Consider the following 21,433-nt stretch of genomic DNA (forward strand, 5'->3'; position numbering starts at 1 on the left):
GGCGGGAGAGGAGCGACTACTTCGTGCAGGCAGCCTCGATCCAGTCGAACCCTACGTCATTGGCGCGCAAGAATTTGGAGATGCCGGTGGCGCCAATGGCGAAGCCGCCGCCAGCCCCCGCCTCGGCCCGCGTCACGAAGGTGTTGATACCCACGACGCGACCACAGCGATCAACCAGCGGGCCGCCCGAGTTGCCGGAGGAAATGGACGCCGTGTGGGCGATCGAGGGCAGACCGCGATCGCGGTTCTGCACGGCGCTGACCTCGCCCTTGGTCAGTACCAGCTCCGGGGCCTTGCTGGGGTCGCCTTTCAACAGCTCCAGAAAATTCCGGTCGTTGCGCAGGATGGCACCCGGATAACCGGCGGCCACGACCTCTTTCAACGAGGCCGGCTCGACACCCAATCCCAGGGGCTTGATGTGCGATGGCAAGGTTCCGTTGACCCGCACCACGGCGAAGTCAGCACCGCCGGCACTGCCACCGCCAACGGCGCCGATCACCTCACCCTCCAGCACCGTGCCCAGCTTGCGGCTGGTAATGAAGACCGTGCTGTCCGACAGATCGTTCACGACGTGGTTGTTGGTCAACACGATGTCGCGGCTAACAAAAAAGCCCGTCCCCGTCCCCAGGCCCTGGGTCTTTTGCGCCAGGATCAGGACAGTCGCGTTCTCCAGTACCGGCACCAAATCGGCGATCGTGCCAGTCGGCGCCGGCGGTGTCTCCGGTTTGCCGGTGCTGGCATCCGGGTTGCCGGCCTTGATATCCGGTTTGACGGGGACCTTGGGCTCGGCCGCGGTGCTCTTGGGCGTCCCCGGCGCATTGCCGCCACCCGGCGCCGGCGTCTGCGGTCCCGGAGCGCCGCCCGGACCTGGCGGCGTAATGCCCAGCCCGCGCGGGTCGGTGATCGTGCAGACGTTGCCCTGCAAGGCATCGCGCAGCTTGGCGATCTGGTCTTCGAGCGCCTTGTTGCCGGCCTTCTGCTTTTCCAGGGCGTCTTCCAGCGCCCTCACCGCCGCCGGATCGGGCTTGGGCGCGGGCGGGGCCGGCGGCGGGGGTGGCGCCTGCACGGTGACGTTCACCTGGACGCGATAGAAGAAATACCAGCCCAGCCCCAGGCCGATCAGCAGCAACAGGATACCACCGGCGACAAAGCCGACCGCTTTCAGCCCGGTGTTGCTCTTGCGGTCGTCATTGCCACCCTGGTTGCCGCTGCTCATGTTGACCGGATCGGCCATGGCATGTCCCGTAGTAGAACCCTCGGACACTACAATAACGCGTCCGGAACGGCTGAATTATGGCCGAGTTGCGCTGCGGATGCGAGAGCCGTCAACCCGTGGTGACCCGTACCGTGGCATCAGCACGTGTCACGATGCCCGGCAACAGGTCCAGACCAAAGCCCGGTGCGTCCGACAGTGAGATCATGCCGTCCTGCACGCTCGGCAGGGCCGTCACCAGTTCACGGTACCAGCCGGTGTAGAATGCCCGCACCGACTCCTGGATCAGCGTGTTGGGTGCCGCCAGAGCCAGATGCGTCGAAGCGGTCCACACCACCGGTCCGGTGCAGTCGTGTGGTGCGATCGGCAGCTTGTAGGCCTCGGCCATGCCCGCGATCTTGCGCGCCTCGGTGAGCCCGCCGCACCAGCTCAAATCGAGCATGACGATGCCGACGGATCCCGCCTCCATCAGTTCGCGGAAAGCGAAAGCACCGTTGAGGGTCTCCGAGGCGCAGACTGGCGCCGGGCTGACCGCCGCGTAGCGTTTCAGATCGGCGAGCGCATCCATGCGCACGGGATCCTCATGCCAGTACGTCCGATACGGCGCGAGCACGCGGGCGATGGTCTCCGCCGCCGGAAACCGCCACAGCGAGTGGAACTCGACCATGATATCCATGCGATCGCCCACGGCGCGACGGATCTTCTCGAACGGTTCCAGCGCCGTGCGCAATTCGGCGGCCGAGATATGCCAGCCGTCGTTGGCCTCCGCCGGCGGGTCGAACGGCCAGATCTTCATCGCCGTGATGCCCTGCGCCAGCAGCGACTGCGCCAACTCGTCGGCGTGGTGCAGAAAGGCGTCGAGATCTTCGTAGGGCCCCTCGGCGTCGCCGATACCGCGATCGAGACCCCAGTTGTCGACCTGCTGCAGCTTGGTGTCGCGGATGTAGCGATAGCCGGCGCAGGTGTTGTAGACGCGAACACGCTCGCGGTACGGGCCGCCCAGCAGGCGATAGACCGGCTGTCCCCACGCCTTGCCCTTGAGATCCCACAGCGCCAGGTCGAGCGCCGAATTGCCCCGCGTCTCGGCGCCGGCCCCACGCCAACCGAGGTAGCCCACCAGATGCCGCGCCAGCCACTCGTTGCGCAGCGGATCCTGTCCCAGCAATCGCGGGCCGGCATATTCATGGATGTAGGCCTCGACCGCGGCGGCGCCCATGAATGTCTCGCCCAGACCATACAGCCCCTCATCGGTCCGCACCCGCACCCACAGCAGGTTGGGGAACTCGCCCAGGCGGATGGTCTCGACGGCGGTGATTTTCATGCCTCATCCTCCCGCGCCCAGGCTGTCGCCTACCCACGGCCGTCATGAGACGGCCCACCCGACCTTACTTTTCAGGCCAGTAGTGATCGGCGGCAATCCGATAGGCCGGGAAGTAGAGCCGTTTCGCCGGCACGACGGACGACGCCCATGCCTTCTGATGATCCATCACCTTTTTGAAAAACGGATTGCGCTCGGCCTCCCTGGCGGCGACGCGATCCCATGCTTTGAGGAATTCGGTGTGAATCTCGTTGGGCGTTTGCAGGACATGAACCTTGTGTTTCTCCTGCAGTTCCCTGACGGCGTCGGCATTCTGTTTCTGCCAGCCCACCCACCATTTGATCAGCACCTCCGTCGCCGCAGCCCTGATGATCTCCTGATGTTGCCGGCCGAGGTCCTTCCATACGTCGCCGTTGATCAGCACGTCGCCGATGGACACTGACTCATGCAACGACGGCGCATAGTGAAATTTCCAGATCGTCTGGAAGCCGAAACGCAGATCCTCGACACCGCCGATCCACTCGGCGCAATCGATGGTGCCGCGCTCCGCCGCGGGCATGATCTCGTCGCCGGGTATGTTGACGGTACGCATACCCATCTCGTTGAAGATCCGGCCGGCGACACCGGTCTGGCGACACTTCATGCCTTTGAAGTCGGCGAGCGTCTCGATCCGCTTCTTGAACCAGCCCAACGCCTGCGGACTCGAGATCAGCACCGGTATCGACACCACGTTCAGCTTCAGATGCTCGCGGTAGAATTCCTCCACAAGCTGCTGGCCGCCGCCCCACCACATCCAGCCGAGAAAATCCTGGTGGTCCATGCCCCACGGCCCACCCGGTCCGCCGGTGAACAGGATTGCGGCGCTGTTCTTGCCTTGCCAATAACCCGCCCAGGTATGGGCACCATCGATCACTTTCCTGTGCGTCGCTTCCAGCACCTCGAAGGCACTGATGGCCCGGCCTGCCGGCATGATCTCGATCTTGACCTGCCCATCCGTCAGCTCTTCGACGCGCCTGGCAAACATCGTGAAGTTTTCAAAGAGCGTTCGCGAGGCGGGCCAGGTCGCCTGCATCTTCAGGACTTTCTGCGCCTGGGCCGGTGCCATGGAAAAACTTAGTCCCGCGCATGCAGCAACGCACGCCGCGAACGCGGTTCCAAGGAACCGTGCTTTCATGATGCCGTCCTCCCAAACGCAGCATTGCGCCCGCTACGGAGCGTTCGTTTTTTTGCGCTGCGCACGAAGCCTAGGCCGCGCGTCGGATATGTGTCAACGTTGCGGCCTGCCAAACCGACTCGCGACTGCAACCGCCGGATCATGACGCCATGAATTTCGTCAACCCCAACGCTTTCACCACGCGGCCCGAGATCGTCGGCACGTTTGGTGTGGTGACGTCGACGCACTGGATCGCCACCGCCGTCGGCATGTCGATTCTCGAGAAGGGCGGCAACGCCTTCGATGCAGCCGTCGCCACGGCCTTCACCTTGCAGGTGGTCGAACCGCATCTGTGCGGACCGGGCGGCGATGTGCCGATCATCCTGCACGATGTACGCCGCGGCCGTCCCGAGGTGATCTGCGGTCAGGGACCAGCGCCAGCCGGCGCCACCATCGCCCACTATCGTGCCCAGGGCTTGGACATGGTGCCCGGCACCGGGCTGCTGGCAGCCTGCATCCCCGGCACGTTCGACGCCTGGATGCTGTTGCTGCGCGACTACGGGACCTTGCGCCCAGCGGACGTGCTGGCGCCGGCCATCGCCTATGCCCGCGACGGCCATCCCATCGTTGAGCGCGCCTGCGCCACGATCGCCACCGTGCGCCAGCAGTTCGAGACGCACTGGAAGACATCCGCCGCCGTCTTCCTGCCCGGCGGCGACGTGCCCAAGCCGGGTTCGCTGTTCCGCAATCCGGCGCTCGCCGATGCGTACAGCCGCATCGTGCGCGAGGCCGACAGCGCCGGCGGCAGCCGCGACGCCCAGATCGAGCGGGCGCGCCACAGCTGGTCGCAAGGCTTTGTCGCCGAGGCGATCGATCGCTTCTGCCGTACGCAGGACGTCATGGACGTCAGCGGCCGACCGCACAAGGGCGTGCTGACCGGCGACGACATGGCCCGGTGGCAGGCCACCGTCGAGGCGCCGCTGACGTATCGCTACGGCCGCTACACCGTCTGCAAGACCGGTCCGTGGGGCCAGGGTCCGGCCATGCTGCAGCAGCTGGCGCTGCTGAAAGGTTTCGATCTCGACGGCCTGGATCCCACCAGCGCCCAGTTCATCCATCTCCAGATCGAATGCGCCAAGCTCGCCTATGCCGATCGCGAAGCGTTCTACGGCGATCCGGCGTTCGTCGAGGTGCCGATGGCGACCTTGCTGTCGGACGCCTACAACGCCGAGCGGCGCACGCTGATCACGGATCAGGCCTCACGCGAGCTGCGCCCCGGCCGCATCGATGGTTTCGGCGGTGTCGTGACCTTGCGCCGCCCCGAGGGCGGACGCGCGGCGGCGGGCGCCGGCGAGCCGACGGTCGGACGGCTGGGCCAGGTCAGCGGCGATACCGTGCATTTCGACATCGTCGATCGCGACGGCAACATGGTGAGCGCGACGCCCAGCGGCGGCTGGCTGCAAAGCTCGCCGGTGATCCCGGAACTCGGCTTCCCGCTCGGCACGCGGGCGCAGATGTTCTGGCTCGAGGAAGGCCTGCCGGGCTCGCTGGCCCCCGGCAAGCGACCCCGCACGACGCTGACACCGACGCTGGCGCTGCGCGACGAACAGCCTTATCTCGCCTGGGGCTCGCCGGGCGGCGATCAGCAGGACCAATGGATCACGCAATTCTTCCTGCGCCATGTCCATTGCGGCATGAACCTGCAGGAGGCGATCGACGCGCCGGCCTGGCACAGCGAGCATTTCCCCAGTTCATTCTGGCCGCGCACGGCCCGGCCCGGCGTGCTGGTGGTCGAGAACCGCGTGCCCTCCGCGACCGTGGCGGAGTTGCGCCGTCGTGGCCACGAGGTCGAGGTCGGCGAGGACTGGTCGGAGGGCCGCCTGACGGCGGCATCGCGCGCCGATCCCTGGCGCCGCGCCGCCGCCAACCCGCGCGGCATGCAGGGCTACGCTGCCGGGCGCTGAGCGGGAGCCGCATCGTGACCTGGTCGATCATCGCGCGTGATCCGGTGGATGGGGCGATCGGCATCGCTGTCGCCACCCGGTTCTTCGCCGTCGGCGCACGCGTGCCGCACATTCTGAGTGGCATTGGCGCCGTCGCGACCCAGGCGCTGGTCAACCCGTTCTACGGCACGCGCGGCCTGCAGCTGCTGCGTGAAGGCGTGCCCGCGCCCGACGTCGTTCGGCTGCTGACCGAGGCCGATCCCGGACAGGCGCACCGCCAGGTGCATGTCCTGGACAGCGGCGGCCGGATGGCTGCGCACACAGGTGACGCCTGCATCGATTGGTGCGGTCACCGCACGGAGGATACCTTCTCCGTGGCCGGCAACATGCTGGCCGGGCCGCAGGTGATCGACGAGACGGCGGCGGCGTTCAAGGCCAACGCGACACTGCCCTTCGTGCGCCGCCTGATCGCGGCGCTGAAGGCAGGGGAGGCTGCCGGCGGCGACAAGCGCGGCAAACAATCGGCAGCGCTGCTGATCCACGGCAGGGAGACCTATTCCGACCTGGATCTGCGGGTCGACGACCATCCCGATCCGCTGGTCGAGCTGGAGCGGCTCGAGACCGTCAGCCGCGTCCACTGGGTTCACTTCCGCCAATTCCTGCCGACCGAGAGCAATCCGGCCGGCACCACCGACCGCATGACGATCGAGGCCGGCATCGCCGCCGGCCAGGCAGCCGACCCGGCATGAGCGAACCGCTGCTGGCCGTCGACGATCTGCGCGTCGCCTTTGCCGGCGACGACGGGCGCTCGACGTTGGCGGTCGACGGCGTGAGCTTCGCTCTTGGGCGCGGCCATACGCTGGGGATCGTGGGCGAATCGGGCTGCGGCAAGAGCGTGACGTCGCTGTCGATCATGGGCCTGCTGCCCAAGCACACGGCACGGGTGTCAGGCTCCGTACGCTTCGAGGGCACCGATCTGCTGCACACATCGGACCGCACCTTGCGCGACCTGCGCGGCGATCGACTGGCGATGATCTTCCAGGAGCCGATGACGTCACTCAATCCGTCCTACACGGTGGGTGACCAGATCGCAGAGGCTGTCATCCGCCACCGTGGCGTCTCACCGCGCGAAGCGCGGGCGCATGCGATCGAGATGCTGCGGCATGTGCGCATCCCGTCACCCGAGCAGCGGGTCGACGACTATCCGCACCGGCTGTCCGGCGGCATGCGCCAGCGCGCCATGATCGCCATGGCATTGGCCTGCGATCCGCAGCTGCTGATTGCCGACGAGCCGACGACGGCGCTCGACGTCACCATCCAGGCGCAGATCCTCGACCTGATGCGCCGGCTGAGGGCCGAGACCGGCACCGCGATCATCCTGATCACACACGACCTGGGCGTGGTGGCCGAGCTCTGCGATGATGTCGTGGTGATGTATGCCGGCCAGGTCGTCGAGCGGGCGCCGGTTGCGTCGTTGTTCGCTCAGCCTCAGCATCCCTACACCGTCGGCCTGCTGGGCTCGATCCCGCGGCTCGATCACCGCCGCGATCGCCTGGCCGCCATCGACGGCACGGTGCCCAACATGACGGCACCGCCGCCGGGATGCCGCTTCGCCCGGCGCTGTCCTTTCGCCGACGAGCGCTGCCGCCGCGACGCGCCGCCGCCGATCGAGGTTGCGGCCGGCCACATCTCGCGCTGCTGGAAGGCGCCGCTGGAACAGCTTGTGCAATGAACATCGCGCCATGAGCGTTGCGAACGACACCACCACACCCTTGCTGCGGGTCGAAGGCCTCACCAAGCATTTCGTCGCCCGGCGGTCGTTGCTGGGACAGCCGACGGCCACCGTCAAAGCCGTCGACGGCGTCAGCTTCGATCTGCGCGCCGGCGAGACGCTGGCGCTGGTCGGCGAATCGGGATGCGGCAAGTCGACCGTCGGACGCCTGGTGCTGCGCCTGATCGAGCCAACCGAAGGCGCCGTCTATTTCGAGGGCCGCGACATCTTCGGCGACAACGAAGCCGAGGTGCGGGCGCGTCGACGAAACGCCCAGCTGATCTTCCAGGATCCCTATGCGTCACTGAACCCGCGCATGACCGTGGGCCAGATCCTCGAGGAGCCGCTTGCCCTGCACCGTGTCGTGCCGCCGGGCCGGCGCAAGGAGCGCGTCGGCGCCCTGCTGGCGACCGTCGGCCTCGACCCGGCGCACGCACGGCGCTATCCGCACGAATTCTCCGGCGGCCAACGCCAGCGCATCGGCATCGCCCGCGCGCTGGCCGTCGAGCCGAAGCTGATCATCTGCGACGAGCCGGTGTCGGCACTGGACGTCTCGATCCGCGCCCAGGTGCTCAATCTCCTGCGCGATCTGCAGCGTCGTCTGGGGCTCAGCTACATTTTCATTTCGCACGATCTCGCCGTGGTCAAGCACATCGCCGACCGCATCGCCGTGATGTATCTGGGCCGCATCGTCGAGACAGCCGATGCCGACGCGCTGTTCACCGCGCCGCGCCACCCCTATACGCGCGCGCTGCTGTCGGCGATTCCGGTGCCCTCGCCCGGCGCCCATCGCGAGCGCCAGATCCTGCAAGGCGACGTACCCAGTCCGATCGCGCCGCCGCCGGGATGCCATCTGCATACGCGCTGCCCGCACGTCATCGACCGCTGCCGGCGCGACCGGCCCGATCTGGTGCGCGACCCGACCGGGCACGCCACGGCCTGCCACCGCTGGCAGGAACTCCCGGATGCGGGGCAGCTGGTACCGCGCGAAGCAGTTACCGGGCAGACACTTGAGAAATTGCAGGCGGCATTCGTCACCGCGGCCGATTGATGCGGCGACCGCCGGGAGTAGAGTGCCGTCCGCCAGACCGGACAACGATACGTGAGGGAGGAATCACAATGCGAACGGGAATGACAGCGACCATCGCGGCGATGATGGCCATGTCGCTGGCCGGCGCGGCGCAGGCACAGACACATCTGCGCATCGGATTGGCCGAGGATCCCGATGTGCTCGACCCCAGCCTGGCGCGCACCTATGTCGGGCGCATCGTCTTCTCGTCGATCTGCGACAAGCTGTTCGACATCGACGACAAGCTCAACATCGTGCCGCAGCTGGCGCTGTCGCATGAGACCTCGGCGGACGGCAAGATCGTCACCATCAAGCTGCGCCCGGGTGTGACGTTCCATGACGGCGAAAAGTTCGACGCCGAGGCCGCGAAGTACAGCCTGGAGCGCCACCTGACGATGACCGGCTCGTTCCGCAAGCCGGAGATTGCGCAGATCGACAAGATCGAGGTTGTCGATCCGCTGACCATCCGCCTGCTGTTGAAAGCGCCGTTCTCGCCACTGCTGGCACAGCTCACCGACCGCGCCGGCATGATGGTCTCGCCCAAGGCGGCCAAGGAGGCGGGCGACAAGTTCGGGAACAAGCCGGTGTGTGCCGGGCCCTACAAGTTCGTCGAGCGCGTGCAGCAGGATCGCATCGTGGTCGAGAAGTTCGCCGACTACTGGAACAAGGCGAACGTACACATCGATAAGATCACCTACCTGCCGATCGTCGACTCCACGGTGCGCCTGGCCAACGTGCGGTCCGGCGGACTCGAGTTGATCGAGCGCCCGCTGGCGACCGACATCAAGACCATTCGCGACACGCCCAAGCTGAAGCTGGTGAGCGCCGTTGAGATCGGCTACCAGGGCCTCACTCTCAACATCGCCAACGGCCCCAAGGCCGACACGCCGCTGGCCAAGAGCGCCAAGGTGCGCAAGGCTTTCGAGCTGGCGCTCGACCGCGATGCCCTGAACCAGGTCGTGTTCAACGGCGAGTTCGTGCCCGGTAACCAGTGGATCAGCCCGCAGCACCCGTACTACCAGCAGAGCGTGCCGATCCCGAAGCGCGACCTCGCCAAGGCCAAGGCGCTGCTGAAGGAGGCCGGCGTCAGCGGTCAGATCGCCATCGACTTCATGGTGCCCAACAACCCCGAAACGCGCCAGGTCGCCGAACTGATCCAGTCGATGGTCGCCGAGGCCGGCTTCGACATGAAGATTCGCGTGACCGAGTTCGCAACCTCGCTCAAGCAATCGGAGCTCGGCGAGTACCAGGCCTATCTGATCGGCTGGTCGGGCCGCACTGATCCCGACGGCAACATCTACTCTTTTGCAGCCTGCAAGCAGCCGCAGAACGTGAGCGGCTATTGCGATCCCGGTACTGACGAGGCCCTGAACCAGGCGCGCACCCTGTCCGAGCCCGAGGCTCGCAAGCACGCTTACGAAAAGGTGGCCAAGCGGATGATCGGCGAGAACGAAGGCCACATCGTCTACCTCTACCATCGCCGCGTGCTGATGGCGCACACCGAGCGCCTTGAAGGTTTCAAGCCGATGCCCGACGGACTGATCCGCGTCGTCGGGCTGAAGCTGAAGTAGGCGGCCACGCCATGATGCGGGACGCGATCACACATCTCTCACCTCTCTGCTCCCCTCTCCGCCCACGGAGCGGGGGGAGAGGGAGGGGCCCATCGCGTCAGCGATGGGAGGGTGAGGTGGGCGTTGAAGACGAACGTGATCTCGTTGGCAAAACCACGTGTGTCCTGACCACCCACCTCACCCTCCCACGCTGCGCGTGGGCCCCTCCCTCTCCCCCCGCTCCGCGGGCGGAGAGGGGCTTCGGTCGGTAGAGCCATGCTCCCCTTCCTTGGCCGCCGGCTGCTGCAGCTCATCCCGACGCTGTTCTTCGTGTCGGTGATCATCTTCGGGCTGCAGCAGCTTCTGCCCGGCGATCCGGCACTGATCATGGCAGGCGAGGATCGCGACCCCGAGGTCATCGCGCAGATCCGTGCGCAGTACCGTCTCGATCAGCCGATTCCCGTGCAGTACTTCTATTGGATGAAAGGCGTGCTGTCGGGCGATCTCGGCGAGTCGATGCGCATCAAGAAGCCGGTGCTCGATCTCGTGCTCGAAAAGCTGCCGGTCACGGCGCAGCTCGCCGCCATGGCGATCGTGATCGCGCTGGTGATCGGCGTCGGCGCCGGCATCGTGTCGGCGGTCTACAAGGACACCTGGCTCGACTACGGCGCCAACATTTTCGCGCTGTGGGGCATCAGCACGCCCAACTTCTGGCTCGGCATCCTGCTGATCTTCCTGTTCTCGGTGCAGCTCGGCTGGCTGCCGGCATCGGGCTATGTACGTCCCAGCGAAGATCTCAAAGCCAGCCTGGCCAGCACCATCATGCCGGCCTTCGTGCTGGGCAACGCCATCGCCGCCATCCTGATGCGCCACACGCGTGGCGCCATGCTGCAGGTACTATCCAGCGACTACGTGCGCACGGCGCGCGCCAAGGGCCTGCTGGAACGGTCCGTGGTGCTCAAGCACGCCATGCGCAACGCGCTCACGCCGGTGATCACGCTGGGCGCACTGGAGCTGGGTACGCTGCTCTCGGGTGCCGTGCTGACCGAGCAGATCTTCACCATCCCGGGCTTCGGCAAGTTGATCGTCGATGCCGTCTTCAACCGCGACTATGCCGTCGTGCAAGGCGTCGTGCTGGTGACGGCCACCGCCTACATCATGCTGAACCTCCTGGCCGACATCGCCTACGTGCTGGCCAACCCGCGGCTGCGGAGCTGATCATGGCGAGCATCACCGCGACCGATACCGTTGCCGCAGCCGATGCATTGCATGTCGAAAGCCCGGCCCGGCGCGCCTGGCGGCGCTTGCGGCGGCGCAAGGGTGCGATGGTCGGGCTCACCATCATCGTCGTCTTCATCGTGCTGGCGTTGCTGGCGCCCTGGATCACACCCCATGATCCCCTGAAGCAGAGCTGGTCGCTGGTACGCAAGGCGCCGTCGGCAATCCACTGGTTCGGCACCGACGAGGTTGGCCGCGACCTGTTCAGCCGGGTGATCTATGGCGCACGCGCCTCGCTCAGTGCCGGTACCATCTCGGTGGGTATTGCGCTCTGTATCGGTGTGCCGCTGGGGATCATCGCGGGCTATATCGGCGGCTGGGTCGACGCGCTGATCAGCCGCATCACGGATGCGATGCTGGCGACCCCGTTCCTGATCCTCGCCATCGCGTTGGCCGCCTTCCTCGGTCCCAGCCTGGGCAATGCGATGATCGCCATCGGCATCACCGCCACGCCCATCTTCATCCGCCTCACCCGCGGCCAGGTCATGACGGTGAAGGTCGAGGACTATATCGAGGCGGCGCGCGCCGTGGGCAATCCCAAGTGGCGGATCGCACTGTTCCACATCCTGCCCAACATCCTGCCGCCCCTGCTGGTGCAGGCGACCCTGGCGCTGGCAACCGCCATCATCGCCGAGGCCGCGCTTTCCTTCCTCGGCCTGGGTCAGCAACCGCCGGCGCCGTCCTGGGGCAGCATGCTGAACTCGGCACAGCGCTTCCTGACCAACGCTCCCTGGCTGGCGATCTGGCCGGGCGTGGCGATCTTCCTGGCTGTCCTGTCCTTCAACCTTTTGGGAGACGGACTGCGCGATGCGCTGGATCCCAAGGAACGATGAGCGTAGCCGGGCCCATTGCCCGGACACTCAGGCCGCCGTGGCGCGATGCTCCGCATGTGCCAACAGCCACGGCGCGGCGCGGTCAAGATCGGGCTCAACGCCGAGGCCGGGCGCGCCAGGCAGCGGAAAGACACCATCGCTCACCCGCGGGAAAGGCTGAGCCAGGGCTTCCCGCAGCGGGTTCTCCATCATGTCGTGCTCCAGCAAACCGGGCCCGCCCACGGCGGCGAGAACCTGAGCCGCCGCCAGCAGGCCAAGACCGCCGCCGAGCCAGTGTGGGCAGTATGAGCGGCCGGCCGCGACGGCGCGCCGTCCCACGGCAAAAGCGCCCGTCACGCCGCCCCATTTCAGCATGTCGGGCTGCACCACGCCGTGGTGGCCGTTGGCGATGAGCGCTGCGAAAGCCTCGTAACCCATGACGTTCTCGCCGCCGGCGAGCGGCACCGGCGACAGCATCGCGAGTTCCGCCCATTCCGTGGCGGGCCGGTCGGCCGGGATGGGCTCCTCGATCCAGTCGAGTCCATAGGCCCCAAGATTGCGTACGGCTCGCCGCGCCGCTGCGAGGTCCCAGCCCTGGTTGGCGTCCACCATCAGGCGTTCGCCCAGGCGGCGGTGGCGCGCGAGATCGGAGACCACCGCATTGTCCATGTCGGGCCCAAAGGCGACCTTGACCTTGAAGGCCCGGAAGCCCGCCTCGCGACACCGCTCCACCGTTGGCAATGCGGTGTCCGGGTTCAGGCCGCTGGCGTAGGCGGGCACTGCGTCGCGGACCGCATCACCTGCCAGCAGCGCACGCAGAGGCTTGCCTATCCGACGCGCGGCCATGTCCCATAACGCAAGATCGAGTCCCGCGATGCAGGCGGCGAAAGGGCCGGGCTCGCCACCCTGAATGGCCCAGCGGGCCGTTCGTTCCGTTATCGCCTGCCACGCCTCGGGTGGATCGGCAAAGCTGCCGGCCATCGCCGCCGGCGCAATCACGGTCTCCAGCAACCGCACCTTGTTGTCGGCACCGTAGGGCGGGAAGTTGCACCAGACTTCGCCCCAGCCATGCGCGCCATCGCGATCCTCCACGCGCAGCAGCAGCGCACTGCGGCGCGGCATGGTACCGAAGGACATCTTCACGGGCTCCTTGACGTCGGCCCGGTAGAGAAAGGTTTCGATTCGTGCGATGCGCACCGTCATGGTGGTCGTCCTTGTGTGCGAACGGTGTCGCAATCTTCGCCGAGCCTCCCGCTATCGGGCAACGAGCAACCAGCCGCCTTGCACCAAATAGACGGTCGCGATCGCGGTAATCAGGCGACCTGACCAGAGGCGAAACTGCCTGTCGCTCATCGCCTCGAGGATACGCCGGGACAACGTCGTGCCCAGCATCGATGCCGCGACCGCCACCGCGACCAGGATCGGATCGAGCCCGGCGGCGCCCGCCATCAAGCCGCCGAAATAGAGGAGCTTCAGCGCATGCCCCAGAACCTGCGCGACGGCTTTGGTGGCAACGACGCCGCGCCGATCGGTGCCCTTCGCCCCCAGAAAGAAGGTGTCCAGGAGCGGACCTGTCACACCGGTCAGCAGCATCAGCGACATGCAGATGACGCCATGGGCAAATCCGTGCGAGGCGCGGGCGGGATCGGGCTGCAGACCTGATGGCATCATCCGCGCCGCAAACGGCGTCAGACCAAGGCAGATCAAGGCCAGCGCTTTCTCCGGAACGAAGAAGACAGCCGACCACAGCATGACGGCGGCCAGGCATCCGAGCGCATAGAAGCCAAGAAGCCGCCAGACGACGTGCCGCCGCCACAGGATCGCTCGCCAACCGTTGGCAGACATCTGCGTGATGGCGTGCAACGCCATGGCGGCGGGAAGCGGCATCAGCGCCAACAGTGCGCCGATCAGGATCAGTCCGCCGGCCATGCCAAAGATGCCGGAGAGAAAGGCCGTCGCCGTCATCAGAACGACCAGGCCTGAAATTACTAGGGCTGACATCGCCGTCGACTACGGCTGAATAACAGTTGCTGCAAACAGAGAAACCTGGGAGTTAGCCTCAGGTTTTCTGGGTCTTTGGGAGTGCCGTATGCCCGTGATGCGACGATCCCTTCCCTCTCTCAATGCGCTGCGGGCCTTCGAGGCCGCCGCCCGGCACGTGAGCTTCACCGCGGCCGCCGAGGAACTGCACGTCTCGCAGGCGGCCGTCAGTCGATTTGTGCGCCTGCTGGAGGAAAGCCTGGGCATCGCTTTGTTTCAACGTCGGCCGAACGGCCTGACCTTGACCGATGCCGGGCAGTTTCTGGCCACCGGCACCAGCCATGCGCTGGACCGTATCGAGGAACTGGTGCGCAATACGCAGGAGCGGGGACAGTCCAGTCAGGTCCTGACGGTGGGCGTCGGGCCGACACTGGCGACGCGTTGGCTGATCCCGCGGCTCGGGCGCTTCACCCTGGCCCATCCGAGCATCGAGATCCGGGTGGCGACGGGCGGCGCCGTCGCACCCTTCAACGAGGAGTGGACCTGCGCCATCAGGCTCGGGCAAGAGCCGTGGCCAGGCTTTACCGCCGAACGGCTCTTCACGGCCGATCTGGTGCTGGTCTGTGCGCCCCGCGTCGCCAGGCGTCTGCACAGCCCGTCAGACCTTGCCGGCGTTCCACTCCTGCGCGTGCGTCACGCCCTGACCGACTGGCCGCGATGGTCGGCCGCGGCGGACCTGCAAGATCCGCTGCCGGCGCAACGACAGGGCGGACCCCTGTTCGATACCTACGGCCTGGCGCTCCAGGCGGCGGCCGACGGCCTCGGCGCGGCGCTTGCCATGAAGGCCTATGTCGAGGCCGACATGGCGGTGGGCCGTCTGGTCGCGCCGTTCCCGATCACGGTTCCGAAAGGCGATGCCTGGTATCTCATTCACAGGCCCGGCAAGGCGGGCGACTCGAGCCTTCAGGCCTTCGGCTCCTGGTTGAAGGACGAGATTGCCGTCGCGGCGGCGCCCTCGGACCGATGAATATCGTGCATATGCACTATTCCACAGGACGAGGGCTGCGGCATCGACGGCACCGGTCGGCTGGCCTACATTTGTTGCAGCGCACACCTTCCTCCAGGAGGCATTCATGACCGCATGTATCGTCGGCTGGTCCCATTCTAAATTCGGCAAACTGGACGGCGAGACCAGCGAGTCGCTGGTCGTGAAGGTGGCGTCCGAGGCCATCGCCCATGCCGGCATCGAGCCGCGCGATGTCGACGTCATCTACGTCGGCAACATGAACGGCGGCTTCGTGAAGCAGGAGTTCCACTCCTCGCTACCCCTGCAGGCGCATCCCGACCTGCGCTTCAAGCCCTCGACCCGCGTCGAGAACGCCTGCGCCACCGGGTCGGCCGCCATCCACATGGGCCTGAACAGCCTGGCCGCCAAGAAAGCGCGTTTCGTGCTGGTGGTCGGCGTCGAGAAGATGACCGAGCTCAACAGCGCCCAGGCCGGCGACGTGCTGATCAAGGCGTCCTACGTTGCCGAGGAAGCCGAGATCGAAGCGGGTTTCGCTGGCATCTTCGGCAAGATCACGGCGGCCTACTTCCAGCGCTATGGCGACAAGTCCGACGCGTTGGCGCGCATCGCGGTCAAGGCGCACAAGAACGGCGCCAAGAATCCCTACGCCCATTTCCAGAAGGAATTCGAGTACGGCTTTTGCCGCAACCCGTCCGACAAGAATCCGTTCGTGGCCGGCCCGCTGAAGCGCACCGACTGCTCGCCGGTCACCGACGGCGCCGCCGCCGTGATCCTGGCCGACACCGACACGGCATTGGGCATGAAACAGGCGATCGCCTTTCGCGCCGCCGAACACGTCAACGACTTCCTGCCGATGTCCAAGCGCGACATCATCCAGTTCGACGGCCCGACCTTGGCCTGGAAGCGCGCACTGGAGCAGGCGCGGCTGGATCTGCTCGACCTCAGCTTCGTGGAAACCCACGACTGCTTCACCTCGGCCGAGCTGATCGAATATGAAGCCATGGGCCTGGCGCCACGCGGCCAGGGCGAGCGCGCCATCCTCGACGGCTGGGTCGAGCGCGACGGCAAGCTGCCGGTCAACGTCTCGGGGGGCCTGAAGGCCAAGGGCCATCCCGTCGGCGCCACCGGTGTCTCGATGCACGTGATGGGCTGTCTGCAGCTTTCGGGCACCGCCGGCACCATGCAGCTGGCGTGGCCGAAACTGGCCGGCATCTTCAACATGGGCGGCGCCGCCGTCGCCAACTACGTCAGCATCCTCGAACCGGTGAAGTAACGGTCTCGCTGTCGTTGAGCCGAAAAGGCCTTTTCGTGACAAGTAGTCGCTAGCTCGATGAAACTGGGGTGAGGCGCCCAAATGACACCTCACCCCAGTGAGCTACGCGGCTCTCATTTCAGAATTTTGATCCAGTTTTTCCGTCAAAAATTTTCGGATGATGTTGATCATCATTTTCTTGGCCGTGCCGGGAAAAATCTGATCTCTTCCAGCAGCTATTTCGTCCCACGCTTCTGCGAACTTGAAGTCATCCATACTCCGCAGCAGTGCTTCCCCGGAATCTCTCCATGTTGGAGCTTCGTGAAGAACTTCGCATAATGCTTCAATGATCGTCGATCTTGCGAATCCAGCATTACCATCGGCCGTTTGAGTAATGCACTGAAGTGCCGTGATCAGCGTGTCACGCCCGTACTTGATCAAACACCGAGAAAGAGCACCAACCGCCTGGGTTTGGCCGGGCTTTAGTTGTGATTGAACTAGGTTGTGGCGAATGACCTCAATTCCAGCGATCGCACAAACCTCAGATAACTGTACTGCTTGGAGATCCCCAGCTGCAACTTTTGCATGATAAAGCTGCTGAGCAGTCGTCTTTGTGACGTTTCCATTCACAGCTGCATACGCCGCAGCTTGTTTTGAACGATCCGCCTGGACTACCTGACAAGGCACTTGCTCGAGCCCCCGTAACATCGCGGCCGTGGTTCTGTGCTGGCCATCAACAATAGCGAACTGTCCGCCCTCCAAGGGAGCGACGATGACAGGAGCAAACTTCGACCAATCAAAATTTTCGGCAATTTGATTGATATTCTCAGCGCCGCGCTTGCTAATTTGGCGTTGATACGTCGTATCAACAACGAGTCTGTTTATCTCGATCCAGTCTAGGAATGGAGCAGGGCCCGGCGAGAAGTCGGATTGAGGGTTAGCAAAGCGCTTCGTAGTGAGCGAGGTGTACATAGTTTTCCTCCTTTAGGCGTGCAGTAATCTGCACAACCACCAAGGAAGGCTCGCAGTGTGACAGTTCCGTTGGGCATAGCCTACACAAGGGTGTCGGCTCTTCATCGAAGGTGGAATAACACCAGTTAGTTGACGGCCTACTGCGCTCGCAGGTCGTAGCGCATGATCGGGCGCGCCGGGATATGGCGCGCCACGACCTTGAAACCGGCACGGGCGAACGTCGAGGCGTAGCCGGTGCCCGACGCACTGGGCGACTTGTCGGCATCGAACGGGTAGGCCTCCAGCGCCGCCGCCCTGGCGCGCCGTGCTGCCTTCAGTGCCGCCGCGATCAATGCCGTCGTGACACCGCGTCGACGATAGCCGATGCGGATGTAGAAACAGGACAGCGACCACACCGGCACGTCGTCGACGCGCCGGAGCCGCCATTCGCGGTCAAGCCAGGGCAGGGCATCGCGCGGCGTCAGCTGGCACCAGCCCACGACCACATCACCCGCGAACGCCAACAGGCCCGGCGGCGGTCCTGTCCTGACGACATCGCGGAATGCCGCCTTGTTTCTGTCGCGCGGCGTTCGGCGGTAGGCGCTGCCGATGCGCCAGTACATGCACCAGCATCCGTTGCAGGCACCTTTCTCGCCGAACAGATCCTCCAGCGCCGGCCACAGGTCGGGCGTGAGCGGGCGGACCGTGATTTTCGTGGTACTTTTACGAGCGCCGATGGACGGCCGCGACGGTGAACGCATGCGCATCTTGGCCACGCTTGTCCTGCTGATCGCAACCGGGCTCATAACCCCCTCACGCGCTGCACCGGACGAGGAAGGATACGGCAAATCGCAAGGCTATTCTCCCGGGACGACCACCACCTGGTGGCGTCAGCCTCATCTCGTCGGTGCCTTGAGCCGAATGGACACGCTGTTCGACTTTCATCGCGTTGCCCCGGCATCGACGCCACGGCCCCTCGGTCGAGCAACCCAAGCGCCCGACATCCGCTACAGCTTCAACAACGAGCAGCGTGACCTGCAACGCTACCTCGGTACGAATCCGACGACCGGCCTGCTGATCCTCAAGGACGACCGGATCGTGTTCGAAGCCTACCAGTACGACCGAACCGAACGCGACCGCCTGACGTCGTTCTCGATGGCCAAGACGATCACATCAATGCTGATGGGCATTGCCGTGCGCGACGGCGCGATCCGCTCGATCGACGATCGTGCCGAAACCTACGTGCCCGGGCTCAAGGGCACCGCCTATGGCGAGACGCCGATCCGGCACCTGCTCACGATGTCCTCGGGCGTTGCCTTTAGCGAAGACTATAGCGGGCAGGACGACATCACGCGCCTATGGGTCGCCACGCTGATGAAGTCCGGTCCCGGCGGCCCCGGCGCTGTCAGCCAGTTCAACACCCGGGCCCGGCCGCCCGGCGAGAAATTCTATTACGCCTCGGCCGAGACGCAGGTGCTGGGGCTGGTGCTGCGCGCCGCCACGCGCACACCGGTCGCCGATTATCTCGCCGCCAAGCTCTGGCAGCCGATGGGCGCCGAGGCCGAGGCGACCTGGAACATCGACGCATCGGGCCAGGAGGCGACCTATTGCTGCTTCAACGCGCGGCTGCGCGACTACGGCCGGCTGGGGTTGCTGCTGGCGCACGATGGCCTGCGCGATGGCCGGGAGATCATTCCACGCGACTGGTTGCTGGCGGCCACCACCGTCAACGACAGTGCGCCCCACCTCAAGCCGGGCACGGCGACGCGGTTCTATGGCTACGGCTACCAGACCTGGCTGCTGCCCGATGCCGACCGCCAGTTCGCACTGCTGGGCGTGCGCGGCCAGACCATCTTCGTGCACCCCCGGTCCAAGCTGGTGCTGGTGCACACGGCGGTGCGGCGCCAATCGCGTGATCCCGGCGGCGCCGAAACCGTGGCGTTGTGGCGGGCGCTGGTGCAGACACTGGGAAACTGACTACGCCCGATAGAACGGCCGATCACCGCACACCGTCACGCGGTGACCATAGCGGCGGTGCGGATAGTAATCGAACAGCGCATGGTGCTGAGCGCAGCGATTGTCCCAGAAGGCGATGGACTTCGCCCGCCAGTGGAAACGGCAATGGAACTCCGGCGTCTCGACATGCCGATACAGATACTCCAGCAGGGCAGCGCTTTCCGGTCGCGGCAGGCCGACGATGCGGGTCGTGAAACCGCGGTTGACGAACAGCGCCTTGCGGCCGGTGACTGGATGCGTGCGGATCACCGGATGCTCGTTGCGCGGCAGCACCTTGTCGGTGCGGTCGCCATAGGCACCGCCGAACACATGGAAGCTGTCGTGGATCGCCGTCAGTCCTTCGAGGTGCGCTTTCATGCGATCCGATAGCGAGTCGTAGGCGGCGTACATGTTGGAGAACAGGGTGTCGCCGCCGCCGGTCGGCGGCACTTCCGTCAGGTAAAGGATGCTGCCCATCGGCGGCTCGGCCTCGAACGACACGTCCGAGTGCCACTCCTCGCCGGCCACGCGCTTTGATTTCTCGTCGGCCGCGATCACCAGGATCTCGGGATGGCCTTCGACCGTGCGACCCGACGCGGGATGGACGTGGAGCTTGCCGAATCGACGGCCGAAATCCTTGTGCTGATCCGGCGTGATCTCCTGGTCGCGGAAGAAGATCACCAGGTTCTCCGCCAGCGCGTCGTGGATCTCCTGGAACTGCTGATTGCCCAACGGCCGCGACAGATCGACCCCGCCGATCTCGGCGCCGATGACCGGGTTGAGCTTGCGTACCTCTATCGTCTGGTAGGCCATGTGCGTTCCTCCCGCATCCGTTTGTCGCCCGTACTGTCGCACCGGCAAGGGTGACAGCGGAGGGGATTCTTGCCAGATTCCGTGACACGGAATCCGGAGGCGAGATGCGCCCTACCCGCGACGACGACGCGATCGGACCCGTCACGCGCGCCCTGACGGTGCTCGAGGCGTTGAACCGACGCCCCTGCACGTCGTTGCAGGTTCTCAACAACGAGACCGGCCTGCCGAAGGCGACACTGGTGCGCCTGCTCAACGCCCTGCGCGCCGCCGGCTACGCCGAGCAGATATCGTCGTCGCTGGGCTATCGCGTCACGGCGCGGGTCGCCGAACTCGCGGCCGGGTTTCGCTTTCGCGATCGCGTCGTTGATGCGGCCATGCTGCCCATGCAACGATTCACGCGCCAGCACCGTTGGCCGCTCTATCTCGCGACCCTCGAAGGCGGCACCATCCAGGTTCGCTACAGCACGATCGCCGACAGTCCCTTGTCGACCGAGCCGGCGGCGTTCAACAGATCGTTCCCCATCCTCCCCAGCGCCATGGGCCGCGTCTACCTCGCCTTCTGCCCCGACGTGGAACGATCGATGATCCTGCGCGCGCTCGCCACATCGCGCCGCGCCGAGAACCGGCCGGCCCGCGATCGCAAGCGGCTGCTGGTGGCCCTGCGCGACATCCGCCAGCAGGGCTACGCCATCACGCCGCCCAACCGCAGCCGGTATCTCGGGCTTGCCGTACCGGTCATGCGTGACGACGACGTCCTGGCCTGCCTGTCGCTGCGCTTCCTGCGCCGGGCACTCTCCCTGCCGGAGGCGGTGGATCGCTATCTGGGCGACCTCCGCCGCACGGCGCTTGGCATCGGCCAGGCGATCGACGCGCCGCCGCCCCTCACCCGAACGGCGGCAGTTCGGGATGGCGCGGCAGGCCGTCCGCGAACTGCATCCACGGCAGGCGCCGCGACTCCCAGTAATGCAGTGCCGGCGGCATCGTCTCGGGTTGATCGAGACTCCCGATGGTGATGTCGATCAGGCCGGGGATGAAGGAAGCCGTGAAGCAGATCTGGGTGCCGCAGACCGGGCAGAAACCACGCTTGGCGTCCGGTGACGACGCGTAGTGCGCCAGCCGATCGGTCATGAAGCTGACCTGCCCCTCCTGGAACATCGCCCAGGCGACGGTCGGCGCCGCGTGCGCGCGGCGACACATCGAACAATGGCACAAGGCGGCCATCATCGGCTCGCCGGTGATCCGGTACCGGACGGCACCGCACTGGCAACCGCCCTCGCGTTGCTGGTCAGCCATGACTGCCTCCTGTAG

The 21,433-nt window shown here is 65.8% G+C and carries 19 protein-coding genes and 1 pseudogene; 11 read left to right on the top strand and 9 right to left on the bottom strand.

Annotation, left to right across the window (positions count from 1 at the left end; genetic code table 11):
- Window positions 1-16 precede the first annotated feature (16 nt).
- From FQU96_RS22730 to FQU96_RS22740, 3 genes are all read right to left on the bottom strand, one after another.
- On the bottom strand, window positions 17-1,234 hold the full coding sequence (locus FQU96_RS22730) for a serine protease (RefSeq protein ID WP_146543630.1): 1,218 nt from the start codon (window positions 1,232-1,234) through the stop codon (window positions 17-19).
- A 91-nt stretch (window positions 1,235-1,325) separates the two neighbouring features.
- Window positions 1,326-2,534 carry a mandelate racemase/muconate lactonizing enzyme family protein gene (locus FQU96_RS22735; RefSeq protein WP_146543631.1) on the bottom strand — a complete coding sequence of 403 codons (1,209 nt, stop codon included), beginning with the start codon at window positions 2,532-2,534 and terminating at the stop codon, window positions 1,326-1,328.
- A 64-nt stretch (window positions 2,535-2,598) separates the two neighbouring features.
- On the bottom strand, window positions 2,599-3,636 hold the full coding sequence (locus FQU96_RS22740; protein ID WP_178130659.1) for a TRAP transporter substrate-binding protein: 1,038 nt from the start codon (window positions 3,634-3,636) through the stop codon (window positions 2,599-2,601).
- A 218-nt stretch (window positions 3,637-3,854) separates the two neighbouring features.
- Here FQU96_RS22740 and FQU96_RS22745 point away from each other — a divergent pair, with 218 nt between their 5' ends.
- The 7 genes from FQU96_RS22745 to FQU96_RS22775 all read left to right on the top strand — a co-directional run bounded on the left by FQU96_RS22745 (window position 3,855) and on the right by FQU96_RS22775 (window position 12,128).
- Window positions 3,855-5,648, top strand: a complete 1,794-nt coding sequence (locus FQU96_RS22745) for a gamma-glutamyltransferase family protein (RefSeq protein ID WP_146543633.1) — start codon at window positions 3,855-3,857, stop codon at window positions 5,646-5,648.
- Between the two features lie 14 nt (window positions 5,649-5,662).
- Entirely contained in the window at window positions 5,663-6,376 is a 714-nt protein-coding gene (locus FQU96_RS22750; RefSeq protein WP_146543634.1) for a DUF1028 domain-containing protein, read from the top strand.
- Complete coding sequence (locus tag FQU96_RS22755) at window positions 6,373-7,359, top strand: ABC transporter ATP-binding protein (RefSeq protein ID WP_146543635.1); 987 nt, start codon at window positions 6,373-6,375, stop codon at window positions 7,357-7,359. Before FQU96_RS22750 ends, FQU96_RS22755 begins: the two co-directional genes overlap by 4 nt.
- A 10-nt stretch (window positions 7,360-7,369) precedes the next feature.
- Complete coding sequence (locus tag FQU96_RS22760; RefSeq protein WP_146543636.1) at window positions 7,370-8,449, top strand: ABC transporter ATP-binding protein; 1,080 nt, start codon at window positions 7,370-7,372, stop codon at window positions 8,447-8,449.
- 80 nt (window positions 8,450-8,529) lie between these two features.
- Window positions 8,530-10,038 (top strand): ABC transporter substrate-binding protein, encoded by a 1,509-nt coding sequence (locus FQU96_RS22765; protein ID WP_255468438.1) that lies wholly within the window; start codon window positions 8,530-8,532, stop codon window positions 10,036-10,038.
- Between the two features lie 255 nt (window positions 10,039-10,293).
- Window positions 10,294-11,235 (top strand): ABC transporter permease, encoded by a 942-nt coding sequence (locus FQU96_RS22770; RefSeq protein WP_146543638.1) that lies wholly within the window; start codon window positions 10,294-10,296, stop codon window positions 11,233-11,235.
- A 2-nt stretch (window positions 11,236-11,237) separates the two neighbouring features.
- Window positions 11,238-12,128, top strand: a complete 891-nt coding sequence (locus FQU96_RS22775; protein WP_146543639.1) for an ABC transporter permease — start codon at window positions 11,238-11,240, stop codon at window positions 12,126-12,128.
- Window positions 12,129-12,155: 27 nt separating this feature from the next.
- Here FQU96_RS22775 and FQU96_RS22780 read toward each other — a convergent pair whose 3' ends face one another.
- Window positions 12,156-13,310, bottom strand: coding sequence for a mandelate racemase/muconate lactonizing enzyme family protein (locus tag FQU96_RS22780; RefSeq protein ID WP_146543640.1), 1,155 nt, complete (start codon window positions 13,308-13,310; stop codon window positions 12,156-12,158).
- 51 nt (window positions 13,311-13,361) lie between these two features.
- Window positions 13,362-14,108, bottom strand: a complete 747-nt coding sequence (locus FQU96_RS22785; protein WP_146543641.1) for a TSUP family transporter — start codon at window positions 14,106-14,108, stop codon at window positions 13,362-13,364.
- Window positions 14,109-14,196: 88 nt separating this feature from the next.
- Here FQU96_RS22785 and FQU96_RS22790 point away from each other — a divergent pair, with 88 nt between their 5' ends.
- Window positions 14,197-15,114 carry a LysR substrate-binding domain-containing protein gene (locus FQU96_RS22790; protein WP_146543642.1) on the top strand — a complete coding sequence of 306 codons (918 nt, stop codon included), beginning with the start codon at window positions 14,197-14,199 and terminating at the stop codon, window positions 15,112-15,114.
- 106 nt (window positions 15,115-15,220) lie between these two features.
- Complete coding sequence (locus tag FQU96_RS22795; RefSeq protein ID WP_146543643.1) at window positions 15,221-16,387, top strand: acetyl-CoA acetyltransferase; 1,167 nt, start codon at window positions 15,221-15,223, stop codon at window positions 16,385-16,387.
- 102 nt (window positions 16,388-16,489) lie between these two features.
- Here FQU96_RS22795 and FQU96_RS22800 read toward each other — a convergent pair whose 3' ends face one another.
- A complete protein-coding gene (locus FQU96_RS22800) occupies window positions 16,490-17,338 on the bottom strand; it encodes a ParB/RepB/Spo0J family partition protein (RefSeq protein WP_146543644.1) in 849 nt (282 codons plus the stop codon).
- A gap of 137 nt (window positions 17,339-17,475) precedes the next feature.
- Window positions 17,476-18,084: a GNAT family N-acetyltransferase gene (locus tag FQU96_RS22805; protein WP_255468442.1), complete on the bottom strand. Its 609-nt coding sequence runs from the start codon at window positions 18,082-18,084 to the stop codon at window positions 17,476-17,478.
- On the opposite strand from FQU96_RS22805, the gene FQU96_RS22810 reads away from it, so the two are divergent.
- A complete protein-coding gene (locus tag FQU96_RS22810) occupies window positions 18,077-19,294 on the top strand; it encodes a serine hydrolase (protein ID WP_178130660.1) in 1,218 nt (405 codons plus the stop codon). The genes FQU96_RS22805 and FQU96_RS22810 overlap by 8 nt on opposite strands.
- Here the strand turns inward: FQU96_RS22810 and FQU96_RS22815 are convergent, their stop codons facing one another.
- The gene (locus FQU96_RS22815; protein ID WP_146543647.1) at window positions 19,295-20,125 is read right to left on the bottom strand and encodes a TauD/TfdA family dioxygenase; all 831 of its coding nucleotides are present in this window, start codon (window positions 20,123-20,125) and stop codon (window positions 19,295-19,297) included.
- A 104-nt stretch (window positions 20,126-20,229) separates the two neighbouring features.
- Here FQU96_RS22815 and FQU96_RS22820 point away from each other — a divergent pair.
- Window positions 20,230-20,967: pseudogene (locus tag FQU96_RS22820) on the top strand (helix-turn-helix domain-containing protein); the annotation flags it as partial.
- A 40-nt stretch (window positions 20,968-21,007) separates the two neighbouring features.
- Here the strand turns inward: FQU96_RS22820 and FQU96_RS42740 are convergent.
- A complete protein-coding gene (locus FQU96_RS42740; protein ID WP_146543649.1) occupies window positions 21,008-21,418 on the bottom strand; it encodes a GFA family protein in 411 nt (136 codons plus the stop codon).
- Window positions 21,419-21,433: the final 15 nt, after the last annotated feature.

Source organism: Reyranella sp. CPCC 100927 (assembly GCF_007859315.1).
Lineage (GTDB): Bacteria > Pseudomonadota > Alphaproteobacteria > Reyranellales > Reyranellaceae > Vineibacter.